The organism is Oligoflexus tunisiensis (assembly GCF_001748245.1).
Lineage (GTDB): Bacteria > Bdellovibrionota_B > Oligoflexia > Oligoflexales > Oligoflexaceae > Oligoflexus > Oligoflexus tunisiensis.
The window spans coordinates 4,946,151-4,962,553 of record NZ_BDFO01000001.1; the positions used below are offsets into that span (position 1 = coordinate 4,946,151).

13 protein-coding genes are annotated in these 16,403 nt (G+C 54.8%); 2 read left to right on the forward strand and 11 right to left on the reverse strand.

Going from position 1 to position 16,403, the window contains the following annotated elements:
* Window positions 1–73 precede the first annotated feature (73 nt).
* The 8 genes from OLTU_RS20355 to OLTU_RS20390 all read right to left on the reverse strand — a co-directional run bounded on the left by OLTU_RS20355 (window position 74) and on the right by OLTU_RS20390 (window position 11,374).
* Complete coding sequence (locus OLTU_RS20355; protein ID WP_141734589.1) at window positions 74–1,756, reverse strand: hypothetical protein; 1,683 nt, start codon at window positions 1,754–1,756, stop codon at window positions 74–76.
* Between the two features lie 90 nt (window positions 1,757–1,846).
* Window positions 1,847–2,200 carry an Hpt domain-containing protein gene (locus OLTU_RS20360; RefSeq protein WP_141734590.1) on the reverse strand — a complete coding sequence of 118 codons (354 nt, stop codon included), beginning with the start codon at window positions 2,198–2,200 and terminating at the stop codon, window positions 1,847–1,849.
* Between the two features lie 104 nt (window positions 2,201–2,304).
* On the reverse strand, window positions 2,305–3,567 hold the full coding sequence (locus OLTU_RS20365; protein WP_141734591.1) for a DUF1186 domain-containing protein: 1,263 nt from the start codon (window positions 3,565–3,567) through the stop codon (window positions 2,305–2,307).
* A 441-nt stretch (window positions 3,568–4,008) separates the two neighbouring features.
* Window positions 4,009–7,173: an efflux RND transporter permease subunit gene (locus tag OLTU_RS20370; protein ID WP_141734592.1), complete on the reverse strand. Its 3,165-nt coding sequence runs from the start codon at window positions 7,171–7,173 to the stop codon at window positions 4,009–4,011.
* Between the two features lie 30 nt (window positions 7,174–7,203).
* Window positions 7,204–8,136 (reverse strand): efflux RND transporter periplasmic adaptor subunit, encoded by a 933-nt coding sequence (locus OLTU_RS20375; RefSeq protein WP_141734593.1) that lies wholly within the window; start codon window positions 8,134–8,136, stop codon window positions 7,204–7,206.
* Window positions 8,137–8,158: 22 nt separating this feature from the next.
* Complete coding sequence (locus tag OLTU_RS20380; protein ID WP_141734594.1) at window positions 8,159–9,520, reverse strand: TolC family protein; 1,362 nt, start codon at window positions 9,518–9,520, stop codon at window positions 8,159–8,161.
* Window positions 9,521–9,573: 53 nt separating this feature from the next.
* A complete protein-coding gene (locus OLTU_RS20385) occupies window positions 9,574–10,173 on the reverse strand; it encodes a TetR/AcrR family transcriptional regulator (protein ID WP_141734595.1) in 600 nt (199 codons plus the stop codon).
* A gap of 145 nt (window positions 10,174–10,318) precedes the next feature.
* The gene (locus OLTU_RS20390) at window positions 10,319–11,374 is read right to left on the reverse strand and encodes a hypothetical protein (protein ID WP_141734596.1); all 1,056 of its coding nucleotides are present in this window, start codon (window positions 11,372–11,374) and stop codon (window positions 10,319–10,321) included.
* A 70-nt stretch (window positions 11,375–11,444) separates the two neighbouring features.
* On the opposite strand from OLTU_RS20390, the gene OLTU_RS20395 reads away from it, so the two are divergent.
* Window positions 11,445–12,449 carry a Crp/Fnr family transcriptional regulator gene (locus OLTU_RS20395; RefSeq protein ID WP_176736800.1) on the forward strand — a complete coding sequence of 335 codons (1,005 nt, stop codon included), beginning with the start codon at window positions 11,445–11,447 and terminating at the stop codon, window positions 12,447–12,449.
* Between the two features lie 39 nt (window positions 12,450–12,488).
* On the opposite strand, the gene OLTU_RS20400 is transcribed toward OLTU_RS20395, so the two are convergent.
* Complete coding sequence (locus OLTU_RS20400) at window positions 12,489–12,728, reverse strand: hypothetical protein (RefSeq protein WP_141734598.1); 240 nt, start codon at window positions 12,726–12,728, stop codon at window positions 12,489–12,491.
* Window positions 12,729–13,012: 284 nt separating this feature from the next.
* On the opposite strand from OLTU_RS20400, the gene OLTU_RS20405 reads away from it, so the two are divergent.
* Window positions 13,013–13,546 carry an RICIN domain-containing protein gene (locus OLTU_RS20405; RefSeq protein WP_141734599.1) on the forward strand — a complete coding sequence of 178 codons (534 nt, stop codon included), beginning with the start codon at window positions 13,013–13,015 and terminating at the stop codon, window positions 13,544–13,546.
* Here the strand turns inward: OLTU_RS20405 and OLTU_RS20410 are convergent.
* Together OLTU_RS20410 and OLTU_RS20415 are read right to left on the reverse strand one after the other, a co-directional pair.
* Complete coding sequence (locus OLTU_RS20410; protein WP_141734600.1) at window positions 13,533–14,108, reverse strand: DNA-3-methyladenine glycosylase I; 576 nt, start codon at window positions 14,106–14,108, stop codon at window positions 13,533–13,535. The two genes, OLTU_RS20405 and OLTU_RS20410, sit on opposite strands and share 14 nt — an antisense overlap.
* Window positions 14,109–14,172: 64 nt before the next feature.
* Complete coding sequence (locus OLTU_RS20415) at window positions 14,173–16,353, reverse strand: S46 family peptidase (protein WP_218110159.1); 2,181 nt, start codon at window positions 16,351–16,353, stop codon at window positions 14,173–14,175.
* Between the last annotated feature and the right edge of the window lie 50 nt (window positions 16,354–16,403).

Consider the following 16,403-nt stretch of genomic DNA (forward strand, 5'->3'; position numbering starts at 1 on the left):
TTTTCAGATTAGGGGCTTGCGTTAAATTACGCAAGACTCCATTTGACGCAAAAGACTGACAGACTACTGGAATTTATGCCATTTCTGTGACCGGCTCTTCCTCAATGTCACCCGGCAAACGAACCTTGTCGATCCGCCGAATGCCTTCCTTGTCCACGATCAACTGATAGTAGTGATAGTAGACATCCTTGACCGTCTCATCATCACCGCTGACCCGAATGATCAGATCGATGTGATAAACCTTGGGCAGCATGTGCAGGCCGGCTTCCCACTTGCTGTTGGGCAGCAGGTGTTCCGCGAAAGGGGCATCCAGAGGACTCAGAAAGGCGCCGACATTGAGGCGATAGAAGGTATAAATGGCGCGAATTTTCCGCTTGAGCACCCGCGTGCGTTCCCCGCGCAGGTCGAGGATTTTTTGATAGCGGATGACCGTACAGGCTTCATTTTCAAGACTCGTCACACTTTCCGCTTCCAAAAGAGCGGTGATGTCATCCGGCAGTTTTGTACTGTCCTTGAAGGTGACTTTCTCTTCCTGATTGCCGACGTGTATGGTTTCCCCTTCAGCGGCATTACCAGCATAGATGATCTTGCAGCTGTTATCCGGCAACTTGCCAAAAATCCCGCCTTTAAACCTGCCGTTCGCAACGTCCTTGATGCGATCACGGATGATATAGGCCACGATCAGAGCGGTACCGAGCAGGAAGGAGGAAAGCCCAATGGATTCCATGCTGAAGTTCGAACGGCCGTTTTGCAAACGCAGGACGACATCCGCCAGCACTGCCCAGGCACCGGCAAGACCGGCCGCCATCACCGCCGAGGTCTGTTGCTGCAGGAAGAAAAGGGGTTTGGTGCGCGTATCCAGATAAAGCGCTGACCAGATGCGACGCTTGAGCAGACCGCGACGATAGAAATATTGCTCCAGTTCCATGCTCGGGCTGCGCGAATCAACCCAAATATACTTTTCGCGTTTGGAATAGATCCGCATGAGCCGCAGGATGGCCCGGAGGCGCTGCCGCCAGCGATCGCGCAGGTCAGGCCAGAGTCCGTGCCGCTGCAGGATCAGATCCAGTTCAAGGACCACGTCCTTGATGTTCATGATCAAATATTCATCAATCGAATGAATTTCGTTATGCAGGCCGGCCACCCGGGCCAAAACCTCGTGCGCGACCTTCTGCCACTCGCGATAGATATTGAGGACCTTGACGAGGCTATCGCGAAACGCGCGCTCAGCCTCATCCAGAAGACGCAGCGAGTCATCCGGCGTCTGACTTGCGCTGAGCTCGTTCAGAATGCTGTGCATGCGCTTGACTTTACGCTTGAGGAACGTAAAGAAGGAGCAGGCAAAAATACGTGCTTCATCCTCGATGAACGACTGCCTTTGGCTATTGAAAGGCCGGCTTTCATCGCTGATTTCAGCCAGTATCTTGCGCAACGGCGATCGCTCAGGATCGTCGGTCAGCCCCATCATTTCCTTATAGCTCAGCTTGGGAATACGGAAATTGAAATAGGATTTCATATCGCGATAGAAGTTTTCCACGCGATAGGTGCTCTTGTTCACCTTCATCTGCGGTGGAAAGACAAAATACGATTCCACCTTGTAACGCTTGGGATACACCACGTCCTGGCCTTGCTTGACCATAAGGCGGTGTTCAAACGACGCTTCAAACTGCATGGGTTCCACGATACGAATATCGGTTTTCACCAGACGTTTGATGGAAAGTTTGGGTTGTTCTGATTGGACGTCCATCTGCAGCATAGAAAAAATCACGACCTCAATACGCTAGGGATCCATTTCAAGTCTGACAAACTCCCTACCCTTTGGCCAGGGAAGAACAGGGAACAAGGCCTAGGCCGAGCGAAGATACTCCGTTTGCTGGAGCTCGGCCACCAGATCACGAATCTCCGCATCCAGTTCACGCCATACGCCGTCGGCAGCAGCGAGCTGCTCCGTCGCGCCCAATTTTTCCAGCTGCAAACTCAGAGCCACGGCCTTCTGCGCGCTGAATTCAAGCAGCGAGCCCTTCAGATGATGCGCGCTGCACTTGACCGCTTTGGCATCATGGTTCTGAATGGCTTCCCGGATCGCTTCAAGATTTTCGCGGGTGGATTGTATAAACATCTGAATGACCTGGCTCATGATGTCCGGGTCATCACTGACAGCCTCAAGCAGAGGCTGCAGATCAAAATTTTTGGCGCTCATCAGCGATTCCCCAAGGAGTTGTCCCGTAACGCCGTTATCGGTTGATCAGGGATTTTCTGGAGCCGGGACCCCTTGGGAAAATGGCAAGATGGACCGGATTCAGCTTAATTCCGCTGTGGCTTATGGGAATACTGCAGAGGCGGTGTTCCGCGCCGTTCGATGACGGGGATAAAGCGGGCGGTTTCTGCGGAATCATCATCAATCGGGACGATGTCCTCGACCTGAACCGTGAACTTGCGTTCCTCACTCCAATCAAAAACGTAGGCGAATTCCTGCCCCACTTTGAATTGAAAGTGGCTGAGTTGAATCAGCGTTTCCTCGCCGCCATCGGCTGGCGCTTCATACGGCTGCTCGGAGCCCAGAAAACGGTTGTCGAGGAAAAAGGAATAGCAGTGGTCCGCATCCCAATGCAGCGCTTCCTGAATGGCCAGATGCAGATCGTGCAGATCATGAATATCGAGCAGTTCGATGGAACAGGAAAAGTCGCTGATGGCAAAGGGCCGCACGCGGAACCGAATGGAGCGGGTGGCGACGGTTTGATCCTCGTCATCCGCAAACTCTTCGATATCCTGGCGTCTGACTTCCGCCGCGATCGACTCAATCATATCGAAGACGACCATGTCGCGGAGTTCGGACACGGGATCCCGAATCGGCTGAAATTCCGGACAGGCGAAAAGATTGGCCCTGACCGTGGAACCATCGGGCTGATCCTTGCTCTTCAGCATTTGAATCAGATCCTGACCGTAGCTCTCTTTGATCCGCGGCGCCAGCAGTTGAATTTCCGGATAATGGCGCTCGTCGGCAACATAAAACGAAGTGAGCAGACAGGTTCGCCAGAATTCGTAGTCATCCGCGCGGAAGACATGCCACTGGTCATAAAGGAATTCGCTGAGGTCCTCGAAATCCAACAGATCCTGCGTGTAGTGCAGGAGCAGGGCATCGATACAATTTTCGCGCAGCTCAAGCCCGTGACGGGCGTCCTGGGCGATATGCATCAGCTCATCCGGCTCACTCACGGCGGCCAGGATACGGCTGGCGCCTTCGATCGCCTCCTCTTCCACCAGATCATAAAAGCCAGGATCCTCCATCTGCATCAGAGCCAGGATGGAGGGCAGGGACTTGCGCTCGCCGAGCGAGGCCAGAAGGAAGAGACAGGCTGTAGTTTTCAGCGGATTGCCAAGCTGGGTGGCCTGGCCAGGGTGTTCCAAAGCGGTTTCCAGCCAGCGTAAAAGATGCGGTGTCATGCGATGGGAGGCGGCGGTCGCCTTGATCAGACTTTGCCGAAAATGCTGTTTATTTTCACGGTGCGACAGCCCGTCCAGCACGTACTGAAGATCATCGCGGCTCAAAAATATCAGGTCACCCATAAGATTCCAATTCCTCTGCAGTGGAGCAATCCCGACGATTCCTCAGCTTTCAACTGGTTCATAGTGTTGAGAAAGACCGGGTCATGTCAAGCCGTTAATGCCTGGAAAACGGGTGTCCAGCAATTCTGTCATACTCCAGGCCTGGTTTCCTGGACAAAGGGCCCCGGGCGGCGCAAACCAGCCAACAGGGCCCTTACGAAAGGGGCCCAGGCCTGGGGCCTGGGCACTTTCAATCGCTTAATGTTCGGAATCGCACCACGTACGTACGCTATCTCGGTGCTCGCCATCGCACCCCATACGTACGCTATCTCAGTGCTCGCCATCGCACCCCGTACGCTATCTCAGTGCTCGCCATCGCACCCCGTACGCTATCTCAGTGCTCGCCATCGCACCCCATACGTACGCTATCTCAGTGCTCGCCATCGCACCCCGTACGCTATCTCAGTGCTCGGAATCGGGAGGCGGATTTTTCTGCGGCATCTTCTTCATCCAGCTGACAGGTGCAAACCCGCCGCCACTGGGAACCTTTTGCCGCTCGCGCCGGTGAACCCAGCGTTCCTTCACCTCTTCCACCACACTGAACAGACAAGGAACCACGACCAGCGTGAGCACCGTCGACGCCAGAAGACCACCGATCACCGCCACACCCATGGGCGAGCGGGCTTCACCACCTTCGCCATGACCAAAAGCGATGGGCAGCATACCGCCGCCGGCTGCAAAGGTCGTCATGAGGATGGGGCGCAAACGAATCGGCCCGGCTTCGAGCAAGGCGGCGTTCACCGACAGGCCCTCGCGTATCTTTTGCATTGTAAAGTCGATAAGCAGAATACCGTTCTTGGTCACCAGACCCATCAAGAGAATGATACCAATCATCGTGTAAACCGACATCACCTGCCCCGTGATCAGTAGCGAACCAAACGCACCGGTCAACGACAGAGGTAGCGAGGCCATGATCACCATGGGCGCGAGGTAGCTTTCATACTGGGCACACAGAATCATGAACACCAAGAGCACCGCAATGGCCAGCGCTCTCAGCATCGCTTTGATGGCATCGGCCATGATCTCGGCTTCACCCGTCAGGGTCACCGAAACTTCCGCCGGCATATTCTGCTGCGCATAGGCCTGAATCTGCGCGATGGCACCACGCAAGTCCTTGCCGGTAAAACTTGAGTACACGGTAATCTGCCGCTGACCGTTAAACCGTTGGATCGCCGAAGGCGCTACGGCCGGTTGAATTTCCGCGATCGAACCCAGAGTCACCAGCTGACCTTTGCGGTTCATCAGACTGATCCCTCCCAGGTCCGCCGCACTGAGGCGATCCTGATCAGATATCCGCAGACGCACATCCACGGTTTTTCCGTTGGATTCGATTTCACCGACCTTATCCCCTTCATAAAGGGCCCGCAAAACCGCACCGATCTGCCCAGCCGAAACCTGCAGGTCCGCCGCGCGACCCTGATCGATCACAACGCGGAATTCCTGTGCATCCTTGGGTTTGGTCGTGCCGGCTTCCACCGCACCCGGAATATTCTTGTTGATGTGCTCCTTGATCTGATCGGTAAAGGTCACCAGCTTCTCCCAGTTATCCGAACGGAAGACGAGCTGAATGGGTTCCGTGCGTCCTCCGCCCCCACCACCAGGTTCGGACACCGTAAGTTCAGAGCCATTTCCGGAATAAACAGGACCAAGGTCCTGACGGATCCGTTGGATGATCTCTGCCTGCGTGAAACTCCGTTCATTCTTGGGAATCAACAGAACATCAAACTTCGCCTTGTTGGGTTTCCGATCACCGGTCGCCGCCACGGCCGCGACCACGGTTTTCACGCCCGGATAGGCCTGCACGCGATCGACGATTTCAAAAACCTTGTGCCTCGTGGCGTCCAGACTCGTCCCTTCAGGCAGTTCAAGGTTGATGTTAAACTGACTTCTATCCTCTTTTGGGAAGAAGGCCACGGGCACAAACTTCAGAAGAACAATGGACAGGACGAAAACCAGGAAACCACCCAGCAGCGTCAAGCCCCGGCGCTTCAAGGCCGCCTGCAGAATGCCGCGATAGGTATTGTCCAGCCAGAGCAGGCTGTTTTCCACCTTCTGCCAGGCACGCAGGGCAGTTGCATTGTGCGGCTTGTGGTCACCCGGTTTCAAAAGACGGGCGGACAGCATCGGAGCGATGGTAAAAGCACAGAAGAGCGAAACCATGACGGCGAAGGCCACGGTCAGACCGAACTGATAGAAGAAGCGGCCGATGATCCCTTCCATAAAAGCCACAGGGACGAACACGGCACAGATGGTTAACGTGGTGGCAAACACTGCAAGACCAATCTCCGACGTCGCATCCTTGGCGGCTTCAGCCCCTTTCTTGCCCATCGCCAGGTGGCGGTGGATGTTCTCAATCACGATGATGGCGTCATCGATCAGGATACCGATGGCCAACGACAAACCGAGTGTGGTCATCATATTGAGAGTAAAGCCCATCCCCTGGAGGAAGGCGAAGGTGGCAATCACCGACGTAGGCAACGCCACGGCCGAAATCACAGTAATCCAGAAATCCCTCAGGAAGACGAACACGATCAGGGTGGCGAGCAGAGCACCCAGTACAAGGTCGAGTTTCACGGCATCGATCGATCCTTTGATGTAGATCGAGTTATCCGTCACCACTTCGACTTTGACCGCCTGAGGCAGTTGCAGTTTCAACTTATCAATGGTCTTACGCAAATCATCCGCGATCTGCGTGGTGTTGCCACCCGCCTGCTTCGAGGCGGAGAGCAGGATGGTCGGTGTCTTGCCAATGTAGGCTGCCGTTTCCTCTTCGGCGATCGTGTCCTGCACGGTGGCGATGTCACCCACGCGCAGACTCCGGCCGTTCAATTGCACGGGCAGGTTGGCAATCTCGCCAGCCCCAGCGGCCTTGCCTTTGACGCGGATGCTCCAGGTATTCTCCTTGGTCTTGAGTTTACCCGACGGAATATCCACGCTTTGACTTTGCACAGCGGTCATAAGATCCTGCGGGGTCAGACCAAAGCTCGTAAGCTTCTCGCGATCGACGAGGATATGAACTTCGCGTTCCCGCACACCCGCCGTATCGATACGAGCCACCCCATTCACGCGTTCCAGGGAAGGTTGTATGACATCATCCACATAGCGGGACAGCTCACCATAGCTCAGGCTATCCGAAGACACCGCAATGTTCAGGATCGGTGCACCACCCACATCAAACTTCAGGATGACAGGCGTTTCCGCTTCATCCGGCAGTTCAGAAAGGACAGCAAAAATTTTATCGCGCACTTCCTGAGCGGCCACGTCCCCTTTCTTGTCGAGCTTGAATTTCAACACGAGCTGCGCAAGGTTCGGATAGGCTGTGGATTGCAGGGTATCCAATCCGGAAATACCGTTCACGGCTTTTTCCAAAGGATCAAGTACCCGCTGTTCAATGGTTTCGGGGTCGGCACCGGGATAAATAACGGTTGCCGAGACCACCGGGAAGTCAACGTCCGGATATTGGTCAATCGCCAGCCTTGGCAGCGCGAAGAGACCAAAGACCACCAGCACAAGATTGAGCATGGTGGCAAAGACCGGACGCTTGATGGAAACGTCTGAAAGTATCATGGTCGCACCCGTTCCTCAGGTTTGAGTTTATTAATGGAGCTGAGCCTCGGCATAAAGTCCGGGAACGACGCGCTCATCATGTTCAGGAGCCTTCGCAATCACCCGGAACGTACGGCTGGCCTGTTCCACTATGGGAACGAGGCGAACCACTTCCAGATCGCCGGCAAAACCGGTGGCTGGAATGGAAACCTTGAGCTTGTCACCGATCTTGATCTTGCCGGCGAGGCGCTCAGGCACCTGGAAATTCAATTCCACATCCGTCGTATCATACAGTTCAAAGACCGCGTCGCCGGGATTCACGCGCTCACCCATGTTGCGCAGCTGTTTGCTTACGACACAGTTGTAAGGCGCCACCAGTTTGGTGTCCTGCAGGGCCTGCTGCGCCTGGGTCAGTTTCAGATCAGCCATCTGCAGATCAAGACGGGCCTTGTCGTAACCGGCCTTCAGCTTGTCGAACATCGATTCGGTCGAGACATTGGCTTTTTTAAGCTCTTCCTCACGCTCGAACTCACTTTTCGCATTGGTCAAGGCCACCTGGGCCATTTCCTTTTGCGAGCGCGCCATGTCCAGAGACAATTTATAGTCGCGGGTATCGAGGACAGCCAGCACATCACCCTTCTTGCAGTTCACACCCGTCTTGACTTTCAAATCCTGAATAAAACCGCCGACCCGGAAGGACAGCTGCGATTTAGTCTGCGAAGCCACTTCACCCGACAGTCGCATGCCGACGTTACTTTCAACGCTCGGAGCGGCTGCCGTTGTCGCAGCAGGAACCGTGGCGGTGGCAGCAGGGGCCGCCGCTGGCTGTGCGGGCATGGTCGCTGGTGCCGCTTGCGCGTCACCCGTTGGAGCCGGGGTGCTGACAGCAGCGGGCGGTGGTGTTGCCGGCAGATCCACCTTGTTTTTGGTGCAACTGATGAGCAGCAAACCGCCTGTCCAAAGAATGAGTTGAGTCCGTTTCATAAGCTTATCTCCTTAACCGCTCTCACGAAGCGGTTTGTGCCTGAGGTTGTTGGGAAGCCTGGGCCTGGGGAAGATCCTTGCCCATCGAACGCTGCAAACGGAAATGCCAGAGCAAATACTGAGTTTCAGCCGCGACCCGCGTTCCCTGAGCCGTGGACATGGCGCTTTCCGACAGAATCAAATCCGTGGCGGAAATCTGTCCGTTTTTAAAGCGGGTCTGATCGATGCGATAGGCTTCCTCAGCCTGAACCACACCGGTCTGGGCGAATTTCAAAGTTTGTTTGGCGGCCTGAAAATTCTGCCAGGCCTGGATCACGTCCAGCTTCACACCATCCTGAGCACTGACCCGGGTGGCTTCCGCCCTGTTGCTGTTGGCGATCGCTTCCCGCACGGCAAAGACGCTGGAGCCGTTGCTCCAGATATCCCACTGCAGGCTGATGCCGTAGTAAGTGGATTCCTTTTCACCACCGAAGGCGGTCATCTCACCAAAATTGCGATCCCATTTCTTGAACACATTCACGCTGGGAATGAACTGGGAATAGGCCAGGTCCTTGTTATACTCAGCAAGCTCAGTGCTGAGCGCGGCGCGGCGCGCTTCCGGTCTTTGAGCCAACGCCTGTTCGATCCCTTTTTGGATATCGACGGCCTCCTCTTCCAGCTTGGGCAAATTCTGTTCCAGAACCAGGGCCTCCTCATCGCGGGCCTGAATCATCTGCTGCAGCATGGCAAACGCCACGTATTTGGTGGTCCGGGCCTGGGTGGCTCGGGTTTCCGCCTGCGACAGGGCGAGTTGAAATTTCAAAACATCCCCTTGGCTCAGACGTCCCACCCTTTGAATGGCCAGGGCATCCTCATACTGTCGCTTGGCGGCGTTCAGGGAGGCGCCGGCAATCGTTTCCTGCTCCTGGGCCTGATAAGCGCTCAAAAAGGCTTCGGCCGCTTGAAAGGCCACATCACGCTTGGCCTGACGCAAGGCTTCAAAGCTCATGTCCTGCTGCATGTTGCTGAAGCGACCATACTGCACGGCTGCGTAAAGACCGGTAATGGGCTGAGCAATGGTCAGGCTGCCTGTCTTCGCCACATCATCGCGAACGAGAACATCAGCGCCACCAAACTGGACGGTCTGCTTGTCCGGAAAATAAGTCTCGTTATACTCGGCTGAAACCCGTGGGCCGATGTTGGTCCAGGCGCTTCTTTTTCTTTCGGTGGCGGCGTCCATTTCCGCCTGGGCTTGTTCCACAGCGGGGTTGCTGGTCACAGCGCGGTTCACAGCTTCCGCCAATGTCAGAACTTTTGGTTTGGCCGCTTCCTGCGCCCAGACTGTACCTCCGCTGGAACCAAGGAGGCCCAGCATGATCCAGCTGGTTAATTTGCATCGCATCATCGTTCCCGTCCTTAACAATTAGAGTAACAGTATCGTAACCTTCAGCGGTTTCACTATTTTCGTTTTTTCAATCCGACAAGGTAAAGGTCGATTAAAGCTTTGACCAAATCGTCGAGAGGGAGCTGACGACCCTGAAAGGTCCAGGGCTTTTCCAGTCCATTCATCGCAACAAAGATGGCGATGGCCGAGATTTCGGAATCACTGGTCTCGAATTCACCGGCCGCCACACCATCGTCGATGATCTGCTTCAAAAGGGCGATCTGCTGAGCACCAAATTTCTCCCGAACCCGATGCATGGCCGGGGTACAGCTGGCTTCATTCATCACTTCCGCCGTCAAGCCATTGGTCTGAATCAGATCATGAATAAAGCGGAGGCGCACCATGATGTATTGTTCCAGCTTCCGCGAATGGGTTGGAGCGTCCGCAATTTCCGTCTGCAATTTATCTGTCAGGATCTGGCCGAACTTCTGCGCCACAGCGTCAAAGATCTCATCCTTGCTCTTGAAATAGAGGTAGACGGTTCCTTTGCCAAGCCCAGCTGACTTGGCTATTTCCTCAATGGAGGTCTTTCTTACGCCATATCTACTGAACAGGGTCTGGGCAGCTTCCAGGATCCTGATTTCTTTATCATTTCTATCAACTTCGTATGTCATGGAAACCTCAGGGGGTTCTGACTCACTGACCACTATCGATTTCTGGTCATTATCAGGATATCCTATCGGAGGGAAGCGGAATATATTAAAGCTTAGCGAAAAAGGTTATCAGTGTGATCATTTGAGGACGGATATTGAGCTACGTTCAGCCCTGACCGTGGATGCAGCGCGCCGTCACCATTCCCCAGCCACTGCTCCGGAAGAATTTTTTTTCAGAAGTGTAGATAATGGATCTTTGATCTGGCAGAAATGCCACTGCTTCCTGCTGGGCCAGGCGCGGCAGACGGATCTTGCGTTCGTAAGGAAGCCAGCCCTCCCGCTCGGAGTGCTCATTGTCCGCCTGGCCAGTCCTTTCAAAAATGCCTTGCCAGTTGATCAGCAAAAGCCTTTTGCCATCGGCACTCCATGACGCGTCCGTAATCATATCATAGAGGAAAAAGCCAACGGATTCCGCCACCTGTTCACCATCGTTCTTGCGCCAGGCCTTGGCGGGAAGACGGAACACCAGGCTACGTTTAGGCTCCTTGCTGAATAAAAACATATCCCCCGTCTGGGGATGCACGGCCAGGGCCTCGACATCCAGGCGGTCCTGTTTAGGGAATTGAAATTCCATTTCTGCCGAATGCAGCGAGTTGGTGAAGAGCGTGCTTTCATCAATGACATGAATCCGTTTTTTGCTGCGGATATGAAAATTATCACCGGTGTCCGCCACGAACAGGCAGGGACCACCCCAGGGGCAGGGACCCTGGCTCAGCGCCTCTGGATCGAAGGAACTGGCTGCGTAGTGGATTTGGTGGAGCAGATTCCCCTTCAGATCGGTGACCAGAATCAAAGGCTCGTTGCCCGAGTCGACCACGTGATACAGGATGTTTTTATAGAGTCGTGAACTGACGACACCACTCATTTCCTGCAGTTCCGCCACCGGCTGAATCGGCGGCCAGTCCGCCTCCCAGCGCTGGCAGACAGGGTCCGCAGACGGCGGCTCCACCCAACGCTCCGGCTCGGTGATCTGAGCATACGCGTCCGTCTCATGAGAAGATAGGAGGGACCACTGGGAAGCCACACCATAGCCCAGTCCCAGGAGGGTCGTGGCGATGATCAATCCAGACACGAGCTGCATGACCTTCATCGGCGTCCTCAGTTTCAGAAGCGGGGTGTAGCCCATGATGGAACCGTTGACCTCTCGGTGAATCTTGACCATGGCTCCGTTGCAAGTTTACTCTGAATACGTGAAAGTTTCGAGTCCTGCTCCGAGTCATCGAGGAGGTTCTGTGACGAAAGTGGAAAAAACCTTCCCCGCGGGTGCCGTGATCTTCCATGAGGGCGACCCTGGCGGTGATATCTATATCATTAAGTCGGGAGAAGTCAAAGTCTACCAGGCGCGCGGCGGCAATGAAATCCTCCTCGCTCAGCTCGGTCAGGGCGAATTGCTGGGCGCCATGACCGCGACCACGGGCACTCCGCGTACGGCGTCCGTGAAAGCCTTGACGGAGACTGTCGTCACGATGATCAGCAGCAAGGATATGGAAAAGCTGCTGAAGGATATCCCGCCCTGGGCGAACATTTTGATCAAGGATCTCATCTTTCGCCTGAAATTCATGAATGAGATCTATATCCAGTCCATCGGTGCAGAACCCGGCGGCAAGGGCCAGCATGATCTCCTGCGGGCGGCCACGCGGCTCGCCAAGGGAATTTTGGCTAACGCGCGTGTGCAGGAGAAGGAGATTGACGGGACCACCGTCGTCGATCTGCATTCCAGCTTCTCACCGTTGCTCGATATTTTCCTGGCCGAGAAGGAACTCTTCCTCAAAATCTACAATCTCTTTCTGGAATATCGCCTGCTCGAGCTGAAAGAGCTGCGGCAGGCCGGGAATTTTCTGTCCAAGGAGGAACTGGCCGGCCTGGAAACCTTCCATGAAATGGCCAACCAGCATCTTGGTGCCCACGCCCAGCAAAAGAAAGCCCCACCGACTCTGGCGGTCGGCGAACGCAAGGCGCTTTGGGACCTGGCGCTATGGGCAAAATCTCAGCCATTGGACGCGACCGGTCGTATGGTTATGACCCTGGCGGAATGCGAAAACCGCCTCGCGCAAAGCCTGAGTCGGCAGCACATTATCCACGTCCTGCAACGCGCGAGCGCCTGGAACTTGATTCATCTGGATAAAGCCGATGTGCGGATTTCGTTCCGACCGGATACCATTCGTCGTGTAGTGGCGAGTTTGAATCTGATTCATGCGCTGGAGAGTGAGTCATCACCCCTGCATCAGGCGGGCTAGATCACCACCCCTTGAGGTGCAAGCCTCAAGGGGTTTTGTTTACAACAAACGATCCAGGTAAACCCATTCACGACAGTTCACCATGTTTTCCGCCACCCGGCCTTCGTCCCGATGTGGGGACCGCTTGGCGACGGTAAAAATTTCCGGATCATCGCCGCGCATGCGCAGACGCATGGGGCGTGGAATCATAAGCGTCACCCCGATGTTCATGATCTCGTGCTGCAAGACATCCATTGCTTTGCGCAGCTCCAGCTGCCGTTTCATAGGCATGCGTAACATGGAAATCCCTTTCTATTAGAGGTCTGACTGCTGTTCTGATAAGAGAACCCCTAGCATACAATCGTCCTCCCGAACCCGACAAGCGTCACGGCAAAACTTTCCTGAATAATACAAAACTATCGGTGAAACCCGGTCTGGGTGCTTTACTGCAGCCTCGGGCTCATGTGCGCTTAAGCCCTCAATTGCGACGTGATCATAAAACCCCAGGTAATTGATCATAAGCCCTCGGCGTGCTATGGTCCCGCGTGAATGGTTAGAGTCATCCAATATTGGGAGGAATTCTTATGAAATTCATTATCGGTCTTATTTGCATGCTCGGTTTGTATCAGTCAGCCTTTGCAGTCACACTGCAGAGCGCTTACGGCTCCAACCTCTGCCTTGATGTCAACCGCGGGGAGCAGAACACCTGGCGCTACGACACCAATCTGGAAGTATGGCCTTGCCACGGCGGAGAGAATCAGCAGTTCAATCTGCAACCTCATACCGTATCCGGTGTTTCGACGATCTTTACGATCCAGGCTCTGGGCCGCTGCGTTGATGTTGATATGGGTTTTGTGGAAGACTGGACCCATCAGACCAATCTGCAGCTTTATAACTGCAACGGCGGAATCAATCAGCAGTATCGTCTGCAGCCAGTGGGCGGCGGCTGGTTCTCGATCGTTTCGATGATGGATGGGCGCTGTCTGGACATCGATCTGAACACCGCCAACGGCTGGCGCTATGAGCGCAATGTCCATCTTTGGAACTGCAATGGCGGCTCGAATCAGCGCTGGCGCTTCGATACCAGCCATGGCAACGGCGACATCATCTTTCAGTAAGACCTGAGGCCTTGAAGCATGTGGCCACGTGATCATCCACGAGGCCACAGGCCTGCATGAAGGCATAACAGATCGTGGTTCCGACGAACTTGAAGCCACGTTTTTTAAGGTCCTTGCTCATCGCATCCGATTCCGCTGTGGAAGCAGGCACATCCTTCAGGGTACGCCGGGGATTCATCAGCGTCCTGCCGCCGACAAAACTCCAGATATACGCATCGAAACTGCCGAACTCCTTCTGCACCTTCAGGAAGGCCTTCGCATTGATCACCGCTGCCTCGATCTTCAGGCGATTGCGGATGATCCCTTCGTTCTGCATGAGTCTCTCACGCCGGGCCTGATCAAAACGTGCAACCTTGATCGGATCAAAATTCGCGAAGGCCTTGCGATAGTTCTCACGCTTTCTGAGAACCGTAATCCATGAGAGTCCCGCCTGGGCTCCCTCCAGAATCAGAAACTCAAACAACGTCCGATCATCGTGGACCGGCACGCCCCATTCGTGATCATGATAGGCCACATACAGTGGATCGTCCCCGGCCCAGGGGCAACGTGATATCCCGTTCATGCGTTAAGCTCCCAAAGAAAAAGGCGGCCTCCAGGGGGAAGCCGCCATCATCTGCTTTTAACGATCAGTGCGTGGCACGCTTGTCGTATTTCACGCCCATTTCATCCAGGATGCGATTGGCGCTGGCGTACTGATCCAGGACCCACAGCATGTACCGCACATCCACATGGATCGAGCGGGTGAAGGCGGGATCATAAGCCCAGTCCGAAATCACCCCATCAATGGTGCCGTCAAAGACGAGGCCGGTGAGTTCGGCCTTGTCATTCAGAGTCGCGGAGCCCGAGTTGCCGCCGGTGATATCAAGGTCAGCCATGAAATTCACAGGAACGGTTTTCAGCGAATCCAGCTGATAGTTTCCATAGCGCTTCTCCTTGATCAGCTCCATCTGCTTCGCCGGAACATTGAATGGCTCCTTGCCGGTGTTCTTGGCGACGATTTCCTCCAGTTTGGTGAAGGAAGGCAGTTCCACCCCGGCCCGGTTTTTGTAGCCTTGCACGGTGCCGTAGGTGATGCGCAGAGTGGAGTTGGCGTCGGAATAGAGAACCTCGCCTTGTTTCGCTTTGTAAGCGGCCAGGTTTTGCATGTACTGCGAACGCACCTGCTGGAAGCGGCCGGCGCGATCCTTGTTTTCGTTCTCCAGTTTGATGGAATCATCATAGAGCGCCACGGCCAGCTGAATGAAGGGATCCTTGGAGGCTTCGAAAGCCTTGCGGTTCGCGTTCATCAGGTCCAGGCGTTGTTTCTCGTCACCCAGAATGGATTTCGCATAGTAATCCGCCAGAGCTTTCTTCTGCGCAGCCGCATCCATGTTGACGAGCTCCTGCAGCGCCTTGGGAATGCGTTTTTTGAATTCAGCCTTGGCTTTCTGAGCATCGCTGAGACCCAGTTCCCACAGAGCCTGATCCACTTTGGGATCGAAGCGGCGGGTCATGGCCTGAAGATTTTGTTTCATCATGGCAAGGTCGCGATCCTGATAGCCGGCTTCCCGTTGCGCGTCCGGTTTTTCCTTTTCCCGGGCCAGGCGGTAAAGACGGGAGGCGGTTTTCAGAAGATCTGAATCACCGGCCTTGCGCAGGACGAGGGAAAAGCGATCCGCTGCGTGCTCTTCGTCGAGCAGTTTATTCAGGGCGGTGAGGTTTTGCAGAGCCTGCTTGTTCTTCGCTGTTTTGAAATAATCCAGAAGAGCCTTTTCTTCAGCTTTCTTCTGCTTCAGAAGGCCCATGGCCTCATAGCCCTTCTGCTTGCCTTCGATATTTTTGCTGGCGTTGCTCAGGCCAGCGAGTTGCGCGGCATACTTGATGCCCAGCTCAGGATCCTTGGCTTTGAAGTCCTGAATCAGCGCGATGCGGCGGTCCAGATAGTCCTTGGTTTGTGGACTGGATTCGTCAAAGTAGAATTCCACTTCGCTGGCCAGACGATGCCGGTTGGTGCGGCCAGGATAGCCGGCGACCATCACGAACGAGCCTTCGTTCACGCCCTTGGTGTCAACTTTCAGGTAACCCTTGGGCTTGTAGGGAACATTGTCCTTGCTGTATTCCGCGGGAAGACCCTTCTTATCGACATAAGCACGATAGAAGGAAAAATCACCGGTATGGCGTGGCCACATCCAGTTATCAATATCACCACCGAACTTGCCGATGGCCGAGGGCGGAGCCTGAACGAGGCGCACATCCTTGATTTCAAGCTGACGGGTCAGACGGTAGGAACTGTCGCCCAGGAAGGAGTCGATACGGCAGCGATAGCCAGGTGTTTTTTCACAGGCCGTGATCAGGTCTTTCCGACGCTTTTCGATCGCCTCATAGCGCTTGAGCCCCGTGGTCTTATCGAGACCTTTCAAAATATCCTTGGTGACGTCCTGAATACTCTCCGTCACGAAGACTCGAGCACCCGGTGCCGCAGGCAGTTCGTCCGCCATGGTATTGGCATAGAAACCGTTTTCCAGGAGGTTGCGTTCTGGGCTCGAATTAAACTGGATCGAACCATACGCGCAGTGATGGTTGGTCAGCACAAGACCCAGGTCCGAGACGAACGAGGCGCTGCAGCCGCCCAGGCTGACGATGGCGTTCATCGGAAAAGCGGTTAAATCATTCAGGTTTTCCGGCTTGATCGCCAGACCTTTGGCTTTCAAATCTTTTTCAATCAATGGCAACTGCTCGGGCTGCCACATACCTTCCACGGCATAAGCGCCCGAACCTGTCAGTCCACCAAGGACCAGTACCAACAGGGGGTTCCGAAACTTTTTCACGAACGACTCCTCTTTCGTCAAAAGAATTTTGCCCTAACCTAGCAAGGAGA

What these genes read in the sequence shown, in the direction of transcription:
- OLTU_RS20385 (WP_141734595.1), bottom strand. Translation starts at nt 10,173, where the DNA reads ATGACATACGAAGTTGATAGAAATGATAAAGAAATCAGGATCCTGGAA.
- OLTU_RS20365 (WP_141734591.1), bottom strand. Translation starts at nt 3,567, where the DNA reads ATGGGTGACCTGATATTTTTGAGCCGCGATGATCTTCAGTACGTGCTG.
- OLTU_RS20360 (WP_141734590.1), bottom strand. Translation starts at nt 2,200, where the DNA reads ATGAGCGCCAAAAATTTTGATCTGCAGCCTCTGCTTGAGGCTGTCAGT.
- OLTU_RS20375 (WP_141734593.1), bottom strand. Translation starts at nt 8,136, where the DNA reads ATGAAACGGACTCAACTCATTCTTTGGACAGGCGGTTTGCTGCTCATC.
- OLTU_RS20400 (WP_141734598.1), bottom strand. Translation starts at nt 12,728, where the DNA reads ATGTTACGCATGCCTATGAAACGGCAGCTGGAGCTGCGCAAAGCAATG.
- OLTU_RS20355 (WP_141734589.1), bottom strand. Translation starts at nt 1,756, where the DNA reads ATGCTGCAGATGGACGTCCAATCAGAACAACCCAAACTTTCCATCAAA.
- OLTU_RS20390 (WP_141734596.1), bottom strand. Translation starts at nt 11,374, where the DNA reads ATGGTCAAGATTCACCGAGAGGTCAACGGTTCCATCATGGGCTACACC.
- OLTU_RS20380 (WP_141734594.1), bottom strand. Translation starts at nt 9,520, where the DNA reads ATGATGCGATGCAAATTAACCAGCTGGATCATGCTGGGCCTCCTTGGT.
- OLTU_RS20370 (WP_141734592.1), bottom strand. Translation starts at nt 7,173, where the DNA reads ATGATACTTTCAGACGTTTCCATCAAGCGTCCGGTCTTTGCCACCATG.
- OLTU_RS20410 (WP_141734600.1), bottom strand. Translation starts at nt 14,108, where the DNA reads ATGAACGGGATATCACGTTGCCCCTGGGCCGGGGACGATCCACTGTAT.
- OLTU_RS20405 (WP_141734599.1), top strand. Translation starts at nt 13,013, where the DNA reads ATGAAATTCATTATCGGTCTTATTTGCATGCTCGGTTTGTATCAGTCA.